Consider the following 22137-nt stretch of genomic DNA (forward strand, 5'->3'; position numbering starts at 1 on the left):
ACCATGGCAGCAAATAAAACATCTCGCAGAGAGCGAATCAAAAAAGGAATCAGAAAAAGCCTTGCTGGATCGGTTGAACGTCCACGGTTATCTGTTTTCAGAAGCAACAAAGGCATCTACGCACAAATTATCGACGATACAAACGGTAAAACTTTGGTATCTGCATCTTCGATTTCGAAAGAATTCGCAGCATCAGGAACAAAAATTGACCAGTCTAAAGCAGTTGGTAAATTGGTAGCAGAAAAAGCTGTTGCAGCAGGAATTAGCAAAGTAGTTTTTGACCGTAATGGGTACTTATACCATGGCCGTGTGAAATCATTGGCTGAAGGTGCTCGCGAAGGCGGTTTAGACTTTTAATCAAGAAAAACATGGCATTAAGCAATATCAAAAGAGTAAAATCAAGCGAAATCGAATTAAAAGATCGCTTAGTAAGCATCCAACGGGTGGCAAAAGTGACCAAAGGTGGTCGTACCTTCAGTTTCTCTGCTATCGTTGTTGTGGGCGATGAAAACGGTATCGTAGGATACGGTCTTGGAAAAGCGAAAGAGGTAACCGAGGCTATCACAAAAGGTATCGATGATGCAAAGAAGAACTTAATCAAGGTTCCGATCATTAACGGTACAGTTCCTCACGAGCAATACGGTAAGTTCTCTGGTGGTCGTGTGTTGGTTCAACCAGCAGTACACGGTACAGGAGTACTTGCAGGTGGTGCTATGCGTGCAGTACTAGAGAGTGCTGGTATCAAAGACGTATTGGCGAAATCTTTAGGTTCATCCAATCCACACAACGTGGTAAAAGCAACGATCGATGCGCTAGGAAGCCTTCGTGATGCATACACGGTAGCGCAGAACCGTGGCGTCGATTTAAACAAAGTATTTAACGGTTAATTATCATGGCAAAAATCAAAATCACCCAGATAAAGAGCGTTATCGACAGAAGCGAGCGCCAAAAGAAAACTATCGAGGCTTTAGGTTTGAAAAAAATCAATCACTCCGTAGAAGTTGAAGCTACTCCAGCCATCATTGGTATGGTTAGAAAAGTAAACCACTTGGTAGCTATCGAAACTATTTAATAGGACATGGAAAGAGTCATCACGGCTCTTTCCATTCCCGTTTATTATTTCTATTTTTAATCGTTACGACCTGTTTAGTGAGAGCGAAGGCGTAACACAATCTTAAACAAAATGAATTTAAGTAATTTAAAACCAGCTAAAGGTTCTGTAAAAAGCAAGAAACGTATCGGTAGAGGTCAAGGTTCTGGCCGTGGTGGTACATCCACTCGTGGTCATAAAGGAGCTGGTTCACGTTCAGGTACATCGACGAAAATCGGTTTCGAAGGTGGTCAAATGCCGTTGCAACGTCGTGTGCCTAAATTTGGTTTCAAAAACATCAACCGCGTAGAATATGTAGGTGTAAACCTTGATGTTCTTCAGGAGTTGGTTACGAAACACAATTTGACGGTAATTGATTTCGAAGCGTTACGCGTACATGGCCTAGCTTCAAAGAACGACTTAGTCAAGATCTTAGGTCGTGGCGAGTTCTCGGCTAAAGTTGAAGTGAGTGCACATGCATTCTCTGCTTCAGCTCAAAAAGCTATTGAAGCTGCAGGTGGTTCTATCGTAAAACTTTAATATTACATGAAGAAACTAATCACAACCTTAACCAATATATGGAAAATCGAAGATTTACGTAATCGTATCATTACGACTTTACTACTTCTTCTAATCTACCGTATCGGTTGTCACGTGGTTCTACCAGGTGTCAACCCCGATGCACTAGGCGCTAAGAGCAACGACAGCAACAGCATATTAGATTTGATCAATATGTTTGCCGGTGGCTCTTTCTCGCGTTCGGCAATATTTGCTTTGGGCGTGATGCCTTATATATCTGCATCGATCGTTGTTCAGTTATTGGGGATTGCGGTTCCTGCATTTCAGAAGATGCAGAAAGAGGGCGAATCTGGTCGTAAGAAAATGACCCAGATTACGCGTTACCTAACATTGGCCATCACCTTGGTGCAAGCCGTTGCTTATGTGAAAACACAAGTTCCTGCTGAAGCCAAAACGTTGCCTGAGCCTATGTTTACGATTCTTTCTGCTATCGTATTGACTGCGGGTACTTTGTTTGTGATGTGGCTCGGTGAAAAAATTACCGATAAAGGAATTGGTAACGGTACTTCGTTGATCATTATGGCGGGTATCATTGCGCAATTGCCAGGCGGTATCATCGCTGAATGGGCATCTCGTATGAGCCCAAGTGGTGGTGGTCCTATTCCGTTGCTATTGGAGTTTGTGGCGTTGTTCTTCGTCGTGATCTTTGCTATTCTCGTGGTGCAGGGTATCCGTAAGGTGCCAGTACAGTATGCAAAGAAAATCGTTGGAAACAAGCAAGTGGGCGGTGTTCGTCAGTATATCCCTTTAAAGGTGAATGCTGCCGGCGTTATGCCGATCATTTTTGCGCAGGCAATTATGTTCTTGCCAATGGCTTTATCGCAGTTTTTTCCAAATTTACAGTCTGACTTTTTGCTTGCGTTGAGAGATTTCACGTCGGTGGCCTATAACGTTACTTTTGCTTTGTTGATCATCGCATTTACGTTCTTCTACACGGCGATCATGGTCAATCCGCAACAGATGTCGGAAGATATGAAGAAAAATGGTGGTTTCATCCCCGGTATCAAGCCCGGTTTCGACACCAATACATTTATTGACAATGTTATTTCTAGGATTACTTTCCCGGGTGCTATTTTTATCGCGTTGATCGCTATCATGCCTGCATTGGCTGGTAAGTTTGGCGTGAACAATCAGTTTGCCCATTTCTTCGGAGGTACTTCATTGTTGATTTTAGTAGGGGTGGTGTTGGATACCTTGCAGCAGATCGAAAGTCATCTATTGATGCGTCATTACGACGGATTGATGAAGACGGGTCGCGTTAAGGGTCGTTCAACGGCTACAGTGGAAGGGATCGATCAATCAGCAATTTAATAAATGTCTAAAGTTTATTATAAAACAGAAGATCAAATCGAGCAAATACGAGAGTCGGCTAACGTACTCTCGTTATTGCTTGCTGAGATAGCAAAGGAAATCAAACCGGGTATTACCACCTTGTCCTTGGATAAGCTAGCCTATGATTATATCCATGATCATGGCGGTACCCCCGCTTTTCTAAATTACCATGGCTTTCCGTATTCGCTCTGTATTTCCGTGAACGATCAAATCGTGCATGGATTTCCCAGTGATTATGTGATCAAAGATGGCGATTTAGTTTCCGTGGACGGAGGCGTGAATCTGAACGGTTTTATAAGCGATTCGGCCTATACCTTTGGGGTAGGCGAAGTATCTGCTGAAGCGCAGCAACTACTTGATGTAACCAAAGCATCCCTTTTTGCGGGTGTTGAGCAAGCAGTAGTGGGCAAGCGTGTTGGCGATATCTCTGCGGCAGTTCAAGAACATGTTGCTCCATACAATTATGGTATCGTGCGGGAATTGGTGGGACATGGTGTAGGCTTACATTTGCATGAAAAGCCCGAAGTACCAAACTATGGCAAACGTGGTGCTGGTCCGAAATTGGAAGCAGGTTTGGTGATATGTATCGAGCCGATGATCAACCAAGGAAAAGCGGGTGTCAAGTTTTGGGACGACGGATGGACGGTGAGTACGATCGATGGTAAACTTTCTGCACACTTTGAGCAGATGGTAGCCATTCGAAAAGGACAACCCGACGTGCTCCTTACCTTCGAACACGTAGAGAAAGTTTTGGATAAAAAGTAATTGGTTTTCAATATTTTTATTTATCTTTGCACTCCTGTTTGTGCAGGCTAAAATGTAAATTAAGTTAGAGCATATGGCTAAGCAAGCCTCAATAGAACAAGACGGTATAATAAGGGAAGCACTTTCTAACGCGATGTTTCGGGTAGAATTGGAGAATGGGCACGAGATTATCGCGCACATTTCTGGTAAAATGCGTATGCACTATATCAAGATTCTTCCAGGAGACAAAGTGAAATTGGAGATGTCTCCCTACGATTTAACAAAGGGACGAATTACATACCGTTACAAATAGACGGATTGTTTTTTGTCGCTATTTTTAGCTTTTAAAATATTATTACAATGAAAGTAAGAGCATCTATAAAAAAACGCAGCGCGGACTGTAAAATTATCCGTCGCAAAGGAAAAGTTTTTGTAATCAACAAAAAGAACCCTAAGTTCAAGCAACGTCAGGGCTAGTAAAAATCACATAATCGCTTAAAGTATACTATGGCAAGGATATCAGGTATAGATTTACCTAAAAACAAAAGAGGCGTAATAGGCCTTACCTACATCTTCGGTGTTGGTCGTTCTACTGCTGCTTACATCTTGGAAAAAGCAGGTATCAGTGAGGACGTTAAAGTTTCCGAGTGGAACGATGATCAATTAGCAGCTATCCGTACTATCATCAACGATGAAATCAAGGTAGAAGGTGCATTGCGTTCAGAAGTTCAATTGAACATTAAACGCTTAATGGATATTGGTTGTTACCGTGGTCTACGTCACCGTAAACATTTACCAGTCCGTGGTCAACGTACAAAAAACAACTCACGTACACGTAAAGGTAAACGTAAAACAGTTGCAAACAAGAAAAAAGCTACTAAATAATAATTAAGAAATGGCTAAGAGTAAAAAGGTTACTAAAAAGCGTATCGTCGTTATCGAGCCTGTTGGTCAAGCTCATATCAACGCTACCTTTAACAACATCATCATTACGTTAACAAACAATCAGGGACAAACTATTTCATGGTCTTCAGCTGGTAAAATGGGCTTCAGAGGTTCTAAAAAGAACACGCCTTACGCAGCAGGTCAAGCAGCAAACGACTGTGGTAAAGTAGCTCATGATTTGGGTTTGCGCAAAGTAGAGGTTTTCGTAAAAGGTCCGGGTGCTGGACGTGAGTCGGCTATCCGTACATTACAAACTGTTGGGATCGATGTGACTACCATTAAGGATATCACTCCACTTCCGCACAACGGTTGTCGTCCTCCAAAACGCAGAAGAGTTTAATTAGTTGATTGTTTAAGATAAGATTCTCCAGCTATAGGCTGACAGATACTTCAAACAGAAAGAAAAAATGGCAAGATATACAGGACCTAAGTCCAAAATAGCTCGTAAATTCAGAGAACCAATTTTTGGACCTGATAAGGCATTAGAAAAAAAGAATTACCCTCCAGGACAACACGGTCCTTCAAAAAGAAGAGGTAAGCAATCTGAATACGCAATTCAGTTGTTAGAAAAACAAAAAGCGAAATATACTTACGGTGTATTAGAGCGTCAATTCCGCACATTGTTCGGAAAAGCATCTGCAAAACAAGGTATTACCGGTGAGAACTTCCTAAGATTATTGGAAGCTCGTTTGGATAACGTTGTTTACCGTTTAGGTATCGCGCCAACACGTTCAGCAGCACGTCAGTTGGTATCCCACAAGCATATTACCGTTAACGGCGAAGTTGTTAACATTCCATCATATAGCCTACGTCCAGGTGACGTAATCGCTGTTCGCGAACGTTCTAAATCTTTGGAAGCTATTTCTACTTCCGTAGAGGGCAGAAAAATCAACAAATTCAGTTGGTTAGAGTGGAACGCTAACGATTTGCAAGGTACATTTGTATCTTTCCCTGAAAGATCAGATATTCCTGAAAATATCAAAGAGAATTTAATCGTAGAGTTGTACTCTAAATAATAAATAATTGAAGTAAGCGGAATTCTTAACAGAATTGCGCTTACTTCGGTTATATTTTACGTTATTAATAAAAACTTTTAAAAAGAAATAAATGGCAATTTTAGCATTTCAAAGACCGGATAAAGTTATCATGCAAAAATCAACGGATTTTGATGGTACTTTCGAATTTCGTCCATTAGAGCCAGGTTTTGGTGTAACTATTGGTAATGCTTTGCGCCGTATTTTATTGTCCTCCTTAGAAGGATATGCAATTACGTCGGTAAGGTTTTCAGGCGTTTCCCACGAATTCTCTACTATTAAAGGTGTTGTTGAAGATGTTACCGAAATCATTTTGAACTTGAAACAAGTACGTTTCAAGAAATCAGGCGAGCAAGGTGACAACGAGAAGATTTTTGTAGTGATCAATGGTCAGGAACAATTTAAAGCCGGTGACATTACGAAGTTCTCCAATAATTTTACGGTGTTGAATCCTGACTTGGTGATCTGCAACATGGATAGTGCTGTTACTATCGAAGTGGAGCTGTCAGTATCTAAGGGGCGTGGTTATGTAAATGCTGAAGAAAATAAAGTTACTGATGGTCCTGTAGGTTTGATCGCTGTAGATTCAATCTATACACCAATTAAGAATGTAAAATATACGATAGAGAACTACCGTGTAGAACAAAAAACTGACTACGAGAAATTGTTGTTGGATATCTCTACAGATGGTTCTATTCACCCTGAGGAGGCTTTGAAAGAAGCTGCCAAGATCTTGATCCAGCACTTCATGTTGTTCTCTGACGAAAATATGTTGTTGGAATCGCAAACAAAAGAAGAAACTAAAGTTGTTGACGAGGAAATCTTGCACATGCGTAAGATCTTGAAAACAGAATTAGTTGATTTAGATCTTTCTGTACGCGCGTTGAACTGCTTGAAAGCAGCTGATATCCGTACACTAGCTGAGCTGGTTACCTATGATGTAGCGGATATGTTGAAGTTCCGTAACTTCGGTAAGAAATCATTGAGCGAGATTCAGGAACTGGTTAAATCGAAAGGTTTATCATTCGGGATGAATCTGTCTAAATACAAATTGGACGAAGAATAATAAGTAATTAATAAATAAGCGACCTGTTGCGTAATTCCCTAGAGAATTAAAAGTTAAAAATTAAAAATTAGGAAAACTTTATAGGTTTTTTACTTTTTTACTTTTACCTTTTTAATTTCTGCAGACGGTACGCACAAAACAACACAATTAAAATGAGACACGGAAAAAAAGTAAACCACTTAGGCCGCACTGACAGTCACCGTAAGGCGATGTTAGCTAACATGGCGACTTCATTGATCAAGCACAAACGTATCACCACAACTTTGGCTAAAGCTAAAGCATTGCGTACTTACGTAGAGCCATTGATCACTAAATCAAAAAACGATACAACGCATTCACGTCGTACAGTATTCGCTTACTTGAAAGACAAAGAAGCGGTAACTATCTTGTTCCGCGAAATTTCGGAGAAAGTAGCTACGCGTCCGGGTGGATATACACGTATCATCAAGTTGGAAAACCGTTTGGGTGACAACGCTGAAATGGCGTTTGTTGAATTGGTTGACTATAACGAAGTTTACGGTCAAACAGCTAAAGCGGAAAAGAAAACTACACGCCGTCGCGGATCTGCTAAAAAGAAAGCAGCTGAACAAACAGAAGAAGCTCCTGTAGAAGTAGTGGAAGATGTTAAAGCTGAAGAAGCAGCACCTGCTGAGGAAGCTCCTGCAACGGAAGAGAAGAAAGAAGACTAAATCTTCGAAGGAGAAATCCTTCTTCATGTATAGCAAATCCCCAACTGTGTGCAGTTGGGGATTTTGTTGTTTTTGCCCTGCTTAGATTTTCTTGTTTTTTCTTGACTTTTTCCACGGTGTCTTACCTATATTTGCCTACGGGAGTTTTTTCGCCTCCTAATATTTTATCGTAAATGGACTTATTTAATGTTTATCCTATTAATCCCATTAATATTGTAAAAGCTAAAGGCTCTACAATTTGGGATGCCGAAGGTAATGAATACCTCGATCTGTATGGTGGACATGCGGTGATATCGATTGGTCACACGCACCCACACTATGTTGAAACATTGACTACCCAATTGAATCGTATCGGATTCTACTCCAATTCAATTGAAATCCCTATCCAAAAGCAATTGGCCCGACAGTTGGGCGAGCTTTCGGGTAAGGAAGATTATACCTTATTTCTTTGTAATTCTGGTGCTGAGGCCAATGAGAACGCATTGAAATTAGCCTCCTTCCATAATAAGAAAAAGAAGATTATCGCCTTTTCGAAATCGTTTCATGGACGTACTTCCCTAGCGGTGGCTGCTACAGACAACCCTGCTATTGTGGCTCCCGTAAATGAAACAGACAATGTGGTATTCCTGCCTTTTAATGATGAAGAGGCCCTGTCAAATGCTTTTAGCACTTACGGCGACGAGATCTCATCGGTCATTATTGAAGGTATTCAGGGTGTAGGCGGCATACGCGAGGCCTCCATACCTTTTCTGAAGTTGATCCGTAGCTTATGCGATCAGCACGACGCTGTTTTTATTGCCGATTCTGTTCAATGTGGTTATGGCCGTACGGGCGATTTCTTTTCGCATGACTACGCAGGCATTTCCGCCGATATTTACACGATGGCGAAAGGAATGGGCAATGGTTTCCCGATAGGGGCGGTGGCCATAGCGCCTAAGTTTCAGGCTTCTTTTGGTTTGCTGGGCACAACCTTCGGTGGAAACCATTTGGCATGCGCTGCGGCAGTAGCGGTGTTGGACGTGATTAAATCTGAGCAGTTGCTGAATAATGCGCGTACTGTTGGTGATTATTTGATCGATGAGCTGAAGAAATTCGATAAAGTGAAGGAGGTTCGCGGTAGGGGATTAATGATCGGTATCGAACTGCCCGAAGAGCTTAGCCAAGTAAAGAAAGATCTGCTTTTAAAGAACCGTATATTTACCGGCGAGGCAAAACCCAATGTGATCCGGATATTGCCTGCATTAAATATTGATAAGAGTATTGCTGATCGGTTTTTAACGGCTTTCGACGAACGATTGAAAGCGTAATCAAAGATAAAGATGAATAAATTTTTCTCGGTAGCAGACGTTGATGATCTGTCCAAAGTAGTTCAGGATGCATTGGCTTTGAAAGCAAGCCCCTACGACAATAAGGCGTTGGGCGAGAACAGAACCTTAGGCTTGGTATTTTTGAATCCTAGCCTGCGCACGCGCATGAGCACCCAGAAGGCTGCCATGAACTTGGGCATGAACGTCATGGTGATGAATATGGATAAGGACGGTTGGGCGTTGGAAACGCAGGACGGCATTGTTATGAACGGCAACACGGTAGAACATATACGTGAAGCCGCCGCCGTGATGGGGGAATATTGCGATATTCTAGGCTTGCGATCGTTTCCCAGCCTAAAAGATAAAGAAGCCGACTATACGGAAGATCTTTTCAATAAATTCGTGAAGTTCTGTGGCGTGCCGGTGGTATCACTAGAGAGTGCCACTAGACACCCGCTACAGAGTTTGACGGATTTGATTACCATCACAGAACATAAAAAGGTGGAAAAGCCGAAAGTGGTGCTTGCTTGGGCTCCCCACGTGAAAGCATTGCCACAGGCGGTGCCCAACTCCTTTGCGGAGTGGATGTGCAAAGCGCAAGAGCAGGGATTGGTTGATTTTACCATCGCGCACCCCATGGGATATGATCTTTGCGAAGATTTTACCAGAGGAGCCACCATATCGGACGATTTGGAGGAGAGCCTGAAAGGTGCTGATTTTGTTTACGTAAAAAATTGGTCCTCCTACCAAGAGTATGGCGAAGTATATCCCGTCGCACAGAATTGGATGATGGACAATGATAAACTGAAGCTGACGAATGATGCGAAGATTATGCACTGCCTTCCGGTTCGTCGTGATCTGGAATTGTCGTCCGAGATATTAGATGGTCCCAATTCATTGGTGATCAAAGAAGCAAGTAATCGCGTATGGGCAGCACAGGTGGTGCTAAAGCGAATGTTGGAAAATTTGAAATAAAAAAAGATTATATTCGATTAGATGGGTAGTGTGTTGAATGTTATAAAAATAGGGGGGAATGTAATTGACGATGAAGAGCAATTACAGAGCTTTCTAGAGAAATTTGCAGCCTTGCAAGGTAAGAAAATCCTCGTTCATGGAGGTGGTAAAGTAGCAACGCGCACGGCGGCTGGACTCGGTATCGAGGCCAAAATGGTCGACGGTCGCCGTGTTACAGATGCGCCGATGCTCGACATTGTGACTATGGTGTATGCTGGGCTTACCAATAAGAAAATTGTATCCGCGCTCCAAAAATTTGGTTGTGATGCACTTGGACTTAGTGGAGCCGACGGAAATACCATAAAGGCTGTAAAACGCCCGGTCCGTGAGATAGACTATGGTTATGTGGGCGATATTTTGGTCGATAGCGTCAATACTTTGAGTGTAAAGAAGTTTTTGGAAGCGGGCTTTACGCCGGTTTTTTCGGCTATAACGCACAATGGCTTGGGACAGTTGCTGAACACCAATGCGGATACCATTGCTTCTTCACTTGCTGTTTCCCTATCGAAGATCTATGATACTAGGCTGATATACTGTTTTGAAAAAGATGGTGTGCTGAGGGATGTTAACGATGATAAGTCGGTTATCAAAACAATCAAAGCAGACGATTTTGACGAATTGAAATCGGCCGGGATCATCTACGAAGGAATGATTCCTAAGCTCGAGAATGCTTTTCACGCTATTGGTAAAGGGGTGAAAAATGTATATATTGGCAATGCCTTGAACCTCCACTTGTATCAACAAGGGGAATTCGGTACCTGTTTATTAGCAAAATAATATCATGAGTAAGATAACGATAGTTGGCAGTGGGAACATTGGTTTCTCTCTGGCGAAAGGTTTAGTGAAATCGGGGCAGTACCAGGCTGCTGATATCACCTTGACAAGACGAAATATTGCTGCCTTAAAGGAGGAAGCCGAGTTAGGGTTTGGAACCAGCGACCAAAATGCGGAAGCCGTAGCCCAAGCGGATATCGTTGTCCTTGCCATCCTCCCTCAACAATTGAGAAAGGTGATGGAGGAAATTCAACCTGTTGTCAGACCTGATCAGATTATCGTGTCTGTGGTTTCCGGCGTGAGCTGTGCCGATGTGAAAGCCGTTTTGGGTGCGGATTCGGTTGTGGTGCGCGCGATGCCCAACACGGCTATCGCCATAGGCCAGTCCATGACCTGTATTGCGACAGACAATGCGGCGGATCATGCGGTGGCGCAAGTGGAAGCGCTTTTTGAAGCGGTCGGCGCGGTGGTCGTTATTCAAGAAGATTTGATGACATCGGCTACAGCGCTTTGTGCCTGCGGTATTGCCTTCTTCTTACGGGCAATCAGGGCTGCATCCCAAGGTGGGGTAGAAATTGGTTTTCATGCCCATGATGCGCTCAAGATGGCCGTGCAAACCGCTAAGGGCGCTGCCGATCTCTTGTTGCAAACGCAAAATCACCCGGAGGGGGAGATTGATAAAGTTACTTCGCCAAAGGGTTGTACCATCGCTGGGCTTAACGAGATGGAACATAATGGGTTCAGCTCTGCATTTATAAAAGGCATCAAGCTCTCTGCAAAGAAAGCTGGAGGGCTTTATAATGACTAGTCTCTCTACAGCCGTTCTAGCAGCAGAATGTACGACGCTGCTCAAGCAACTTATTGCTATACCTTCCTTTAGTAGGCAAGAAAACGACACAGCAGATCTGCTGTGTCGTTTTCTTGAGGAACATTCCGTTAGCTACGACCGCTTGGGCAACAACCTTTGGGCCTACAACCGTTATTTTGATGAGCAGAAGCCCACTATTTTGCTGAACTCGCATCACGATACCGTAAAACCTAATCCCGGTTATAGCAGAGACCCGTTTACGCCAAGCGTGGAGGATGGAAAATTATTTGGGCTGGGCAGCAATGATGCTGGCGGTTGTTTGGTGTCGCTCATCGCCGCGTTTTTGTATTATTATGAAAGGGACGATCTCCAATACAACCTATGCTTTTTGGCCTCCGCGGAGGAAGAGATATCTGGTAAGGATGGGGTAGAGGCGGCCTATGCACATTTGAAGCCTATTGCCTTCGCTATTGTGGGTGAACCGACGCTGTTGGATTTGGCGGTAGCCGAAAAGGGATTGATGGTGTTGGATTGTGAAGCAACGGGAGTTGCTGGGCACGCTGCACGCGAAGAAGGCGAAAATGCTATTTACAAGGCTATGCAGGCGATAGAATGGTTCCGAACATTTACATTTCCTAAAACCTCGGAACATCTAGGGCCGGTAAAGATGTCGGTCACAATGATTAATGCAGGCTCGCAGCACAATGTGGTGCCCGCTTCCTGTACCTTCGTGGTGGATGTGCGTACCACAGATGTGTATACAAACCAGGACGTGTTGGATATCATTCGGCAGCATGTCGATCTCGATATACGTCCGAGGTCTACCCGATTGAACCCATCAACCATATCCCTTGACCATCCGATTGTTCAGTCTGGCCTGCAGCTGGGATCGGCAACTTATGGTAGCCCAACAATGAGCGACCAAGCGTTGCTCCCTGTTCCTTCGCTGAAAGTAGGCCCTGGAGATTCTGCTCGGTCACATGCAGCTGACGAATTCATATTTACAGATGAAATAGATCGCGGTGTGCAATTTTATATAGATTTACTCGGAAATATCCTTTAAAAAAACAGAAAAGCCGGTCAATCGACCGGCTTTTCTGTTTTTTTAAAGTGAAATCTGCCTTTTGATGCTCTCTTCCAAAGAAATAATGGTTTCTGTACGCTGAATTCCGGTAAGCGCTTGGATGTCCTCGTTCAATACTTTCCGTAAATGAGCTGTATCACGGCATACAATTTTTGCGAACATACTGTATTGCCCCGTACAATAGTGTAGTTCCACAACCTCTTTAATGGATTGAAGCTGTTTTACAGCATCGGAATATTGCGAACCTTTTTCCAAATAGATTCCCAAGAAGGCCGTAATATCAAAACCTACCTTCTGTGGGTTGATTATGAGCTCTGATCCTTTGATTATTCCTAGTTCTTCCATCTTTTTCATCCTCACGTGTATAGTTCCTCCCGAAACTATCAGCTTTTTTGCTATTTCTGTGTATGGAATTGAGGCGTTTTCCATTAAAATAGACAAAATTTGAACATCTAAATTGTCTAAATCGTAATTTGAATACTTTTTATCCATGTAAATGGTGATTTGTTTTAAAATTTTCTAATACTTTTTGTAAAATAAATAAAAATCAAATAAAATTTGCAGAGAAATCGCATATATTTTATATTTGTATTAACAAAACGAGATAAAAAATAGTAGTTTTGTTAAAAAGGTATGTTACTTCCCTCAAAATAACATAGGTTTATAATTGGTTAGCGTAGAAGCTCCTCGCCCGGGGAGCTTCTTCCTTTTTATAAGCTTTTCTATATACACCGATTTTCAATGAAAATTTTATTTTTTTTGTAAAAATAGTAAGTATTTTTGGGATATGATTTTGTTTTTTGTAACAAATCATTCGATTATTGTAAATGTTTCATTTTTATAGCTTTCCTTGCTGCTATCTGCCTCGTACTAGGGTCCAAGCTTTTTCATAAATCGAGCTATCATCGTGCGCGAAAAAAGCGCATCTCTTGTTGCTAGGAATGTTATCTTTACCTAAAATGCTAGGCTATGGAAATGGATGATGTAAAGATATCAAGAAAGAAACCGATGTATCCCGTGGGAACAGGACTTGCAAAGTACCTCCGCATGTATCAGCGAGATGCTAAACTCCCCGTGGCCTATAAAGATCTGTTAAACTTTACGGAAACAGTGCCTGTAATGGATAAATATGGCGAGGATACCTTTTGGGAAACGCCGCTCTATCCGCCTTATCTAGTCGATCAGTTGTATGAAGGACTTAAAGTGGTTTACGCCATCCTGAAAGCATCGGGAAATACACGCATTGTAGAGCATAAGATCATCGATCGTATAGAATATTGTGCTTTTGGCAATACGAGACCTTTTCGGGTAAGGATCATCAATAGACTGAACGATGTGTATGATTACTTTTATATTAAGCAGGCTGATGCTTCGCGCATCTATGGCTTAGAGCTGGAAGAGATTCTTTCCCCCAACCAAGTGAACTATCTCGTTGATCGGGAAACGCTCGTAGAAGAGCATATCGTCGGTATTCCAGGGGATGTTTTTAGTAAAGGCAATATCCTGAACCCAGATTATAACCAAACGCGTATTGCAAAGGAGTTTGTGAAGTTCAACGAACGATGTATCATTTCCCTTTTGGGGGATATGCGCGCTTACAATTTTGTGATGCAAATAACGCCTGATTTCGACGATTTCCAATTTCGCATTCGAGCAATAGACTTTGATCAACAGTTTTACGAGGGAAATCCAAAGGTCTATATGCCGCAGTATTTCAAGGAAAATTTTCCCTACGTCAAGATTGCCATGGAGCACCTTAATGAGAAGACGGTGTTGCAGTATCAACAGGAGGAGCGCTCATCTATCGTTCATCGTGTGCGCAGCGAACGACATCGTATCAAGGATCTGCGTGATGCCTCGCAGACGCAAGAACTGTCTACAGAAGCTAACATCAACCAGCTTCGTGAAGGTTACGCTGCATTTTATGAGAATGATGCCTACTTTAAATGCAAAAGCATGACCGATATAGTAGAGCTAAATGTGAAAAATGTTATCCGGCAGGTCAAGCTCTAGCGTACACGTTTTTCATTGTCTTTCACGAACGCGGCCCATCCGCTGTAACTTTTGCTCTCGCTACTGATATTTTGCTGAAATGCATGGCATACCGCAACAGCTAGGCCATCGGTAGCATCGAGGAACTCTGGAGTTTCATTGAATTTGAGGATGTTTTTTAGCATGGCGGCAACCTGTTCTTTGCTGGCATTGCCGCTGCCTGTAACAGCCTGCTTTATTTTTCGCGGAGAATACTCAAAAATGGGTATGTCAAAATTCAAGGCGGCTGCCATTGCTACCCCTTGTGCGCGACCTAATTTCAGCATCACCTGCACATTTTTTCCATAAAAGGGCGCTTCAAGTGCTACGCAGTCTGGTTTGTACTGTTCTACCAGTGCTGATGTTTTCTTGAAAATACGTTGCAATTTAAGTCCATGGTCGTCAAGGTGTCCCATCTTGATCACGCCCAGCGAGATTAGGCTTATCTGCTGCCCCACCTGCTTGACTAATCCGTAGCCAAGTACCACTGTTCCGGGGTCGATGCCTAAAATTATCCGCTCTTTTGCCTTTTCTCGTTGCATAAGGCAATATTACAATTTTATCCGCAGAAAATTTTTCTATTGTTTTATTTGAGCACCGTTGGCCGTGTTTTTGCTTGCTTCGCCTAATCGATTATGTTAACTTAACATGTCGCTAAAATTTAGTAACATTGTGCTCTTATTTGGGATCGTTGACGAAACAGCATAGAAAATATTTGAACCTGCTCATCAAGCTTGCTATCGTGGCAATGGCTTGTTGGTTTATCGTCACCAAGGTCAACAATCAAAAAAATCTTCGTGAATTTAATGCCCTGCTGGACGGCGTGGGAGATCTGGCCGTGCGTACGACCTTGTCCCTTGTCGTTATCATGATGTTCATGAACTGGGCTATAGAAGTGGTGAAGTGGAAGTACTTGAGCCGGCGTATAGAGCAAATAAGTTGGTGGAAATCTATACAATCCGTTTTTTGTGGCCTTACTTGGGCTATTTTTACCCCGAATAGGATAGGCGAATATGGCGGCCGAATCATGTTGCTGAAAGCGCAAAATAGGGCTACGGGTGCGGTAGCAATGGGGGTTGGTTTGTTTGCGCAGCTGGTGCTTACCAGTGTGTTCGGCGCCTTGAGTATCGCTTGGTTTGTATGTACCTACCTACCGACACCCGATGCTGTGCAGTTTGCGGTATGGCTTCTGGGGATTATTTACGCCTTGGCGTTTTTAGTGCTCTATTTCAATGTGCATTGGGTAGATAAGCTGGTCGGACGTCTTCGTTTTTTACGGAAAATTAAACCGTTCTTTGCGGTTTTAGAGGATTTTAGCACGCGAGAGCTTACTAACGTCCTGCTTTTGTCGCTGGCGAGATTTGTGATTTTTACCTCGCAGTATATTGTATTGATGCTGGTCTTTTTGCCCAGTATGCCCTTTGCTGCAATGGTACTAATGATCTTTATCCTGTTTTTTATCCAAAGCGCCGTCCCTTCCTTAGATATTTTCGATTTTAGTGTACGTAGCTTTGTGGCGAGTAATCTTTACAGCTACATCACTACACAAGAGATTGCAGTGATGGCCATCGTGTCTTGCATTTGGTTTGTCAATTTAATACTTCCGGCCATTTTGGGGTCGGTGTTCGTTTTTAATGTTAATTATGTCAATAACAACAAGTCTTGATGTTTTTTTGGTAGTAATGACCCTTGTGTATACCTTCTTGGTGTTGTATATGCGCTGGGGTTGGGACCGTATCAACTGGTTTTCAGGGCGACAATCCACACAGCCCGGCTTGGCTAAGGTGTCGGTGCTCATTGCGGCGCGCAACGAAGAGGAGAATATTGCGCGCACACTGGATTGCATCGTTGCACAGGATTTTCCAAAAGATAGACTGGAAATTATCGTGGTAGATGACCATTCCACAGATGCTACCGCGGACATTGTTGCGGGCTACGCTGCCCGCGGCGTGAAGTTGATCAAGCTTAACGAAGGTGATAAATTAAATTCCTATAAAAAATTGGCCATTAGCCGTGCTATAGCAGCGGCTACCGGCGATATTATGGTGACTACCGACGCCGATTGCCGCATGGGCGTTCGCTGGCTTTCCACCGTCATTGCCTGTTTCGAACAGTCGGATGCCAAAATGCTTTCTTCGCCGGTGGTTTATTCGGAGGAAAAGAGCTACTTTGAACGTTTACAAACCTTGGAATTCCTATATCTTATCGGTTTGGGCGCCGCCGGGATTGGCAACGGACATCCGACAACATGCAATGGCGCCAACTTAGCCTACCGACGTGATGTCTTCTATGCCATGGGGGGATTCAACGGTATCGACAATCTGGCTTCGGGGGATGATGAGCTTTTCCTGCACAAGGTGGCTGAGCAGCATGCCGACAAAATAGGTTTCTGTAAATCTAAGGATGCTGTTGTTTACACGGATGCGAAGCCTTCTTTAAAAGCTTTCATCAGCCAGCGAAAACGTTGGGCATCCAAAAGTACCAGATATAAGGATAAAAAGGTGGTAGCACTGGGCGTAAGCATATGGCTCTTTAATTTGGCCTTATTGGCTGCTGCTGTACACTTTTTAGTCGATTTGCCTAATCTGCATGGGTTGTTTCTGATTGCTTTCGCACTTAAAGTAGTAGCAGAGTATATTTTTATCTATCCGCTATGTGCGTTCGCCGATCGAAGAAACTTGTTGGTTAATTTACCCTTTTTGTCGCTGATTCATGCGCTGTATCTGCTGTACATTGGTGTGGCAGGAAATGTAGGGAAATATAGTTGGAAAGATAGAAAGGTAAACTAATTACCCTTCCATCTTTTGTTTGATGATCTCTTCTGCTTTTTTTACGATCTCTTCTGCATTTAGGCCTACAGTGTCAATGGGGTCTAATACTTCCCAGCTCATCGATGTAAATGGGCGCAAAGGAAACATGCCATATTCTACCATGCGATAAGATCCGTTGATAGCTACTGGGACAACTAGGGCATCGGGTACTTTTTTCAGTAAAGTGGCGATGCCGCCGATGGAAAATGGCTTCATCTGACCGGTTTTGGTTCGTGTGCCCTCCGGGAAAATAAAGGCTGACCAGCCTTTCGTCTTCATATTCATGGCCAATTTCAATATTTCTGATATAGACTGCTTGGGGTCTTTACGGTCTATGTTTGCAGCGCCTCCGTGCACTAGGTTGAACGATATGCTCGGGATGCCGGCTTGCGCCAATTCTATCTTGGATATAAATTTACCGTGAAACCTGCGCAAAAAGAAGATCAGGGGCGGGATATCGAAGGTGCTTTGGTGGTTTGCCACGAAAATTACCGGCCTGCCTACGGGAATATTTTTGTTGTCAATAAAGCGTGTCCGGTTGAAGAGCGTGTAGTTGCAAGCAACAAGAAAGCCATTTAATATGTCGACACTTTTTTTATGAACCTTGTATCCGCCCAGTTTTAAACAAAGCCATTGGATAGGATGGAATACGATAAGAGACAGCGAAAAACTGAAATAAAAAAGGGGGGTAAGGATAAAACCGATTAACTTTCTCATGTCTGAAATTTTGCAAATATACTATTTATACGATGAAAGTAGATGGACATTTGGTTTGATGACCTATACTTGTACATAAAATTGGACGACATTTTGCTAGTTAGCTAATCGTATAAATAGGTATGGAATGAAGTGTTGTTTACTTTTAGTGCTGTTGTTTCTACAGTCCTGTCTGGGCTTTGGTAGAACCGTGGAAGGGAGTTGGAAAGGAGAGTTGAGCATTCAAGGGGCGACCTTGCCCATTGTTTTTCACTTAAGACAAGATGCGGACGGCCTGTGGGAAGGCGATATGGTTGGTCCGGTGCAATCGATGTCGACGATGCCCTTTGATAAGATCGTCGTTCGCGATGATTCATTGTATCTTGAGGCGGCATCGATCGATTTTTCGTTTCGTGGACGATTTGTGTTTGGTAAACTCGAGGGGCTCGTGCGCCAACATCATGCCTTGCTACCGTTAACTTTGCACGCTTTTCGTATGCCCGCTCAACGGCGTCCTCAACTTCCGCAACCTCCTTACAGTTATGATACCTTGGATGTGTCCTTCCAAAATAATTTTGATGCGGTGAGGCTCGCCGGCACACTGACCATCCCGCGGTCGGAAGGCAAACATCCGGCTGTAGTTTTGATTACGGGAAGTGGCCCGCAAGATCGAAACGAAACGATAGAGGGGCATCAGCCTTTTAAAGTGATAGCGGATTACCTCACTAAACGGGGGATAGTGGTACTACGATACGATGAACGCGGTGTGGGGAAATCGACCGGCAATTATGTACAGAGCACTATCGGCGACTTTAGTAAAGATGCTATTGCAGCAGTTGCATTTTTGCAAAAACAGCAACAGGTAGACCCTACACGGGTGGGTATTATTGGGCACAGTGAAGGGGGGCTCATTGCCGCGCTACTAGCCGGACAGAAGGCTACTAAGCTTAGCTTCATAGCACTGCTTGCCGCTCCGGCAATTCCAATAGATTCGTTGATGGTATTGCAAGCCCATGAACTGGGGCGGGTTCAGGGCATGACGAAAAAAGAACTACAGGAAGCAAGGGAGATAAATAAACGCAACTTTGCCCTTATCAAGGGTAAGTTGCCCGACCAACAGGCTTACACACGAATATTGAATAATGTTACGCCAGTTTTTGGAAAGCTGACGCCTGCGCAGGAAGCGGAGTTTAAGATGATGCTATTGCCTAGTTTCCGTTATTTCATGCGGATAAATCCAGTACCTTTTATCGAAAAGATCGATGTTCCGGTCTTTGCTGCATTTGGTACCAAAGACCTGCAGGTGCCCTTTGCGCCAAATTTGGAAAGCCTGACCGATCACCTGCCACAAAAAAGAGCACATTTTCTACAGGCCTACGAAGGCTTGAATCATTTTTTTCAACGTGCGGATACGGGGGCACCACAAGAATATGCGACAATTGAAGAGACGTTTAACGAGCGTGTGATGCGTGATCTGTCGGATTGGATCAATAAGCAATGATCCAATCCGATAGCCAATTATGGGGTGTTGCTGGATACGGGTAATATTTTCCCGTTATAATATTTATGGCCATTCTGTGCAAATTCTGCAACATATCTCCCCATTTCAAAAGCCAATGTGCTTGCTTCTACGCCGGGGAAGGCTGCTTCAAACATTTCTGTCTGGGCCGAGCCTAAGGCGAGGCAATTTACCTTTATTCCTTGCGGTTTAAACTCTTCAGCCAAGCATTCTGTTAGGATACCCAAAGCACCTTTGCTTGCCGAGTAAGCCGATAGTCCTGGAAATTTGGAAGATCCTTGGTAGCCTCCCATACTCCCGATGTTAACGATGTGTCCTCCTTCACGCATAAGCGGAGCAATATGCTGTATCATGTTGACGTGTCCCAAAAGATTGGTTTGAAAAACTGCTGCAAAGTCCTGTAAACTGGTTTCTAAAAAAGGCTTGTTTACAAGAACTCCAGCATTGTTAATCAATATATCTACTTTGTCAAACTTGGAGGTGATAAAAGGGATGAGCGAATCGGGGTAATTGTCGTAGGCGATGTCAAACTGTGCAGGGTACAGTTTTCCTCCATCCGGATTGAGTGATGTTGCAATCTCATGGAGCTTGCGCAGCTTGTCTGCCGATCGGGCAAGCGCGATAACATTGTTCGCTTTGTTTGCTGTAAGATCTAACACAGCTTCAAACCCGATGCCGCTACTTGCACCGGTAATGACGATGTTTGCCATATGTTTATTCTTCTTTTTCTAATTCTTCTTCTACTTCTTCCGCGCTGGGCAGTTTATCTGCTCCTAGTCGCTGTGGTCTCAAAATATAATAAATCCCCGACGATGCGACCAAAAGGGAGATACTGTAAAAAATCAAACTGATCAATACGGCAAGGTGTCCATCCAGCTGAAAATATTCTGCTCCGAAGGACATCAGCGATTCGCGGAGCCCCACACCACCCAAGATTGAGGGTACAATTGCTACAAGCGATGACAATAGGAATATCAACAGGTACGGAGAGAATTTGCCATCGAAATTTAGTGCGTATAGGATACTAATAGCGCTCAGTGTTTGTAAGCTTTGTACCATTAATGCCTTCAAGTGAGTAATGAAGAACTTTGAGAGGAAAGGCCTAAAAAATAATCGCAAAAAGTAGATGTAGGATGCCGTGCCGATAAGTAGCACACTGATGGTGATGCTATTCGGAATCGCTAACCGGGGCATAAAGATGATCAGGCATCCGGTGATGATGCTTAGCGCCCACAGGCCACTGAGCCGATCAAAGAACACCGCACTCAGCACTTTCCGTCCTTGCACCGCGTAATTCTTTTTCAGAAAATAGATTTTGTAGCCGTCGCCTCCTATTCCGCCCGGAAGGAAGAAGTTATACAATAGTCCTAATTGATAGAGCCTAAAGTTGTACCGTTCGCTGAGTTCCAGTCCGATTACGCCAAGGAAGCTTTTTAGCCGTGAAGAGGCAATAATCTGTGAACAGGTGTAGCATAGCAGTGCCAAGAACAGATAGAGTGGGTTGCAGTCTTTTAGCGCTTCGCCCAAGTCTTGAAAAGATATCTTTTTGGAAACCCAATAAAGTGCAGCTGCCGTGATGATAACTTTTACGACGTTTTTGAGAATAGGCCAATATTTATTTTTCGTCATGAAAATTCCGTTTTTTAAAGAGGGCTCTATTGCAATATCTGGAGAACCCGAGTGTAAAATAGGAAGAGATAAAGGCACACGAAGATACCTGATAGTATAAGCAGCCAGTTGTACTCCATTTTACTGTATTTGTTGCGTAAAACAACGATCAGGAGCGCGAGGAAGCTCATCAGTAGTAACACCGGTGCTACTATAGACCAAGGGTTCGGAAAGGAAACCTGCGAAGCCATGGCTTCGGGCCTGGTGAAATAAAGGATAATGGGAAGCGCGATAAGGATTACCGTAACACGAACGATCGCTTTAGCGGCAATTTTGCTTATGGTATGATTTTTGGATGAAGTCATCAGCGCAATTTTTTATATTTGCGAATATACTCAAAAATAGAAAACTAAATTTTACATTATGCGAAAACATATCTTATCTGTATTCACCTTGATGGCTATGGTATTGGTATTGAGCTCCTGCGGAGCGCAAAGAAAGTCAACCTCTGGAACTGCTGCACCTTCCACTTCGGTGGGCGATAGCGGCCCTTCGGCCAGCCAGTGGCGTAGTGGTCTAAAAGGGAAGTGGGTGTTGAATACTGTGGACAGAGAAGATATTCCCGCAGCATACACCATTAAGAATATATTTGATGAGGCGCCGGTAGACTGCTTCATCGGTAGTGTGTGGAACTTGCCAGGTGGAAACTATCGCGGTAGTATAACCTTTAATGCCTCTGGGACGCTTTGTGCTGATGGAGCTGTACGCACGATCGTATGGTCGGTATACGATGGGAAAACCGAAAACCAACATCCGCAATTCCAGTTCAAAAAGATTTACTCTGGCGAGAAGGCAACGAACGTAACGTCAGGATACCGCTTGAACCTTTCGTATTCGGATGGGCAATCTTTAGTGATGCGTATGCCTATTCCTTTGGATAATGGTACTGGCTATTTGGTGCTCAATTTCACGAAGGTACAAGACTAAAAATATATAACAATATAAGA

General features: G+C 43.4%; 29 protein-coding genes. 23 read left to right on the forward strand and 6 right to left on the reverse strand.

What is annotated here, in order from left to right:
- Positions 1-3: 3 nt before the first annotated feature.
- From rplR to SCB77_RS14870, 18 genes are all read left to right on the forward strand, one after another.
- Complete coding sequence (rplR, locus tag SCB77_RS14785; RefSeq protein ID WP_189626670.1) at positions 4-357, forward strand: 50S ribosomal protein L18; 354 nt, start codon at positions 4-6, stop codon at positions 355-357.
- A gap of 11 nt (positions 358-368) precedes the next feature.
- On the forward strand, positions 369-887 hold the full coding sequence (gene rpsE, locus SCB77_RS14790) for a 30S ribosomal protein S5 (protein WP_380935747.1): 519 nt from the start codon (positions 369-371) through the stop codon (positions 885-887).
- A 5-nt stretch (positions 888-892) separates the two neighbouring features.
- Positions 893-1072, forward strand: a complete 180-nt coding sequence (gene rpmD, locus SCB77_RS14795) for a 50S ribosomal protein L30 (protein ID WP_021071227.1) — start codon at positions 893-895, stop codon at positions 1070-1072.
- A 111-nt stretch (positions 1073-1183) separates the two neighbouring features.
- Positions 1184-1630: a 50S ribosomal protein L15 gene (rplO, locus tag SCB77_RS14800; RefSeq protein WP_320182779.1), complete on the forward strand. Its 447-nt coding sequence runs from the start codon at positions 1184-1186 to the stop codon at positions 1628-1630.
- 6 nt (positions 1631-1636) lie between these two features.
- Positions 1637-2980 carry a preprotein translocase subunit SecY gene (gene secY, locus SCB77_RS14805; RefSeq protein WP_320182780.1) on the forward strand — a complete coding sequence of 448 codons (1344 nt, stop codon included), beginning with the start codon at positions 1637-1639 and terminating at the stop codon, positions 2978-2980.
- 3 nt (positions 2981-2983) lie between these two features.
- Entirely contained in the window at positions 2984-3766 is a 783-nt protein-coding gene (gene map / locus SCB77_RS14810; protein ID WP_320182781.1) for a type I methionyl aminopeptidase, read from the forward strand.
- 73 nt (positions 3767-3839) lie between these two features.
- Positions 3840-4058 (forward strand): translation initiation factor IF-1, encoded by a 219-nt coding sequence (gene infA, locus SCB77_RS14815; RefSeq protein ID WP_002997456.1) that lies wholly within the window; start codon positions 3840-3842, stop codon positions 4056-4058.
- A 47-nt stretch (positions 4059-4105) separates the two neighbouring features.
- The gene (gene ykgO / locus SCB77_RS14820; protein WP_013665024.1) at positions 4106-4222 is read left to right on the forward strand and encodes a type B 50S ribosomal protein L36; all 117 of its coding nucleotides are present in this window, start codon (positions 4106-4108) and stop codon (positions 4220-4222) included.
- Between the two features lie 30 nt (positions 4223-4252).
- Positions 4253-4630: a 30S ribosomal protein S13 gene (rpsM, locus tag SCB77_RS14825; protein ID WP_320182782.1), complete on the forward strand. Its 378-nt coding sequence runs from the start codon at positions 4253-4255 to the stop codon at positions 4628-4630.
- Positions 4631-4640: 10 nt separating this feature from the next.
- Positions 4641-5030 carry a 30S ribosomal protein S11 gene (gene rpsK / locus SCB77_RS14830; RefSeq protein ID WP_037498983.1) on the forward strand — a complete coding sequence of 130 codons (390 nt, stop codon included), beginning with the start codon at positions 4641-4643 and terminating at the stop codon, positions 5028-5030.
- 67 nt (positions 5031-5097) lie between these two features.
- Entirely contained in the window at positions 5098-5706 is a 609-nt protein-coding gene (gene rpsD / locus SCB77_RS14835) for a 30S ribosomal protein S4 (protein ID WP_320182783.1), read from the forward strand.
- 91 nt (positions 5707-5797) lie between these two features.
- On the forward strand, positions 5798-6790 hold the full coding sequence (locus SCB77_RS14840; RefSeq protein WP_320182784.1) for a DNA-directed RNA polymerase subunit alpha: 993 nt from the start codon (positions 5798-5800) through the stop codon (positions 6788-6790).
- Positions 6791-6942: 152 nt separating this feature from the next.
- Complete coding sequence (rplQ, locus tag SCB77_RS14845; RefSeq protein ID WP_320182785.1) at positions 6943-7479, forward strand: 50S ribosomal protein L17; 537 nt, start codon at positions 6943-6945, stop codon at positions 7477-7479.
- Between the two features lie 173 nt (positions 7480-7652).
- Complete coding sequence (locus SCB77_RS14850) at positions 7653-8786, forward strand: aspartate aminotransferase family protein (RefSeq protein ID WP_320182786.1); 1134 nt, start codon at positions 7653-7655, stop codon at positions 8784-8786.
- Between the two features lie 12 nt (positions 8787-8798).
- The gene (locus SCB77_RS14855) at positions 8799-9761 is read left to right on the forward strand and encodes a Rossmann-fold NAD(P)-binding domain-containing protein (protein WP_320182787.1); all 963 of its coding nucleotides are present in this window, start codon (positions 8799-8801) and stop codon (positions 9759-9761) included.
- A gap of 21 nt (positions 9762-9782) precedes the next feature.
- Complete coding sequence (argB, locus tag SCB77_RS14860) at positions 9783-10577, forward strand: acetylglutamate kinase (RefSeq protein ID WP_320182788.1); 795 nt, start codon at positions 9783-9785, stop codon at positions 10575-10577.
- 4 nt (positions 10578-10581) lie between these two features.
- Positions 10582-11382 (forward strand): pyrroline-5-carboxylate reductase, encoded by an 801-nt coding sequence (gene proC / locus SCB77_RS14865; protein WP_320182789.1) that lies wholly within the window; start codon positions 10582-10584, stop codon positions 11380-11382.
- Positions 11375-12445, forward strand: coding sequence for a M20 family metallo-hydrolase (locus SCB77_RS14870; protein WP_320182790.1), 1071 nt, complete (start codon positions 11375-11377; stop codon positions 12443-12445). Before proC ends, SCB77_RS14870 begins: the two co-directional genes overlap by 8 nt.
- A 42-nt stretch (positions 12446-12487) precedes the next feature.
- Here SCB77_RS14870 and SCB77_RS14875 read toward each other — a convergent pair whose 3' ends face one another.
- Entirely contained in the window at positions 12488-12958 is a 471-nt protein-coding gene (locus SCB77_RS14875) for an Lrp/AsnC ligand binding domain-containing protein (RefSeq protein ID WP_189626685.1), read from the reverse strand.
- Between the two features lie 477 nt (positions 12959-13435).
- Here SCB77_RS14875 and SCB77_RS14880 point away from each other — a divergent pair, with 477 nt between their 5' ends.
- Positions 13436-14479 carry a hypothetical protein gene (locus SCB77_RS14880; RefSeq protein ID WP_320182791.1) on the forward strand — a complete coding sequence of 348 codons (1044 nt, stop codon included), beginning with the start codon at positions 13436-13438 and terminating at the stop codon, positions 14477-14479.
- Here the strand turns inward: SCB77_RS14880 and ruvC are convergent.
- A complete protein-coding gene (gene ruvC / locus SCB77_RS14885; RefSeq protein ID WP_320182792.1) occupies positions 14476-15039 on the reverse strand; it encodes a crossover junction endodeoxyribonuclease RuvC in 564 nt (187 codons plus the stop codon). The two genes, SCB77_RS14880 and ruvC, sit on opposite strands and share 4 nt — an antisense overlap.
- A gap of 173 nt (positions 15040-15212) precedes the next feature.
- Between ruvC and SCB77_RS14890 the strand changes: the two genes are divergently transcribed.
- Both SCB77_RS14890 and SCB77_RS14895 read left to right on the forward strand, forming a co-directional pair.
- Entirely contained in the window at positions 15213-16163 is a 951-nt protein-coding gene (locus SCB77_RS14890; protein ID WP_320182793.1) for a lysylphosphatidylglycerol synthase domain-containing protein, read from the forward strand.
- Positions 16141-17286 (forward strand): glycosyltransferase family 2 protein, encoded by a 1146-nt coding sequence (locus tag SCB77_RS14895; protein ID WP_320182794.1) that lies wholly within the window; start codon positions 16141-16143, stop codon positions 17284-17286. Before SCB77_RS14890 ends, SCB77_RS14895 begins: the two co-directional genes overlap by 23 nt.
- Here SCB77_RS14895 and SCB77_RS14900 read toward each other — a convergent pair whose 3' ends face one another.
- Positions 17287-18024 (reverse strand): lysophospholipid acyltransferase family protein, encoded by a 738-nt coding sequence (locus tag SCB77_RS14900; protein ID WP_320182795.1) that lies wholly within the window; start codon positions 18022-18024, stop codon positions 17287-17289.
- A gap of 127 nt (positions 18025-18151) precedes the next feature.
- On the opposite strand from SCB77_RS14900, the gene SCB77_RS14905 reads away from it, so the two are divergent.
- A complete protein-coding gene (locus SCB77_RS14905) occupies positions 18152-19504 on the forward strand; it encodes an alpha/beta hydrolase family protein (protein WP_320182796.1) in 1353 nt (450 codons plus the stop codon).
- A gap of 17 nt (positions 19505-19521) precedes the next feature.
- Here SCB77_RS14905 and SCB77_RS14910 read toward each other — a convergent pair whose 3' ends face one another.
- The 3 genes from SCB77_RS14910 to SCB77_RS14920 are packed head-to-tail and all read right to left on the reverse strand — an operon-like array spanning position 19522 to position 21495.
- Positions 19522-20232 (reverse strand): SDR family NAD(P)-dependent oxidoreductase, encoded by a 711-nt coding sequence (locus SCB77_RS14910; RefSeq protein ID WP_320182797.1) that lies wholly within the window; start codon positions 20230-20232, stop codon positions 19522-19524.
- 4 nt (positions 20233-20236) lie between these two features.
- Entirely contained in the window at positions 20237-21151 is a 915-nt protein-coding gene (locus SCB77_RS14915) for a lysylphosphatidylglycerol synthase transmembrane domain-containing protein (protein WP_320182798.1), read from the reverse strand.
- Positions 21152-21177: 26 nt separating this feature from the next.
- The gene (locus SCB77_RS14920) at positions 21178-21495 is read right to left on the reverse strand and encodes a hypothetical protein (protein WP_320182799.1); all 318 of its coding nucleotides are present in this window, start codon (positions 21493-21495) and stop codon (positions 21178-21180) included.
- A 58-nt stretch (positions 21496-21553) separates the two neighbouring features.
- Here SCB77_RS14920 and SCB77_RS14925 point away from each other — a divergent pair, with 58 nt between their 5' ends.
- A complete protein-coding gene (locus tag SCB77_RS14925) occupies positions 21554-22117 on the forward strand; it encodes a hypothetical protein (protein ID WP_320182800.1) in 564 nt (187 codons plus the stop codon).
- Positions 22118-22137 lie beyond the last annotated feature (20 nt).

Source organism: Sphingobacterium bambusae, assembly GCF_033955345.1.
GTDB lineage: Bacteria > Bacteroidota > Bacteroidia > Sphingobacteriales > Sphingobacteriaceae > Sphingobacterium > Sphingobacterium bambusae.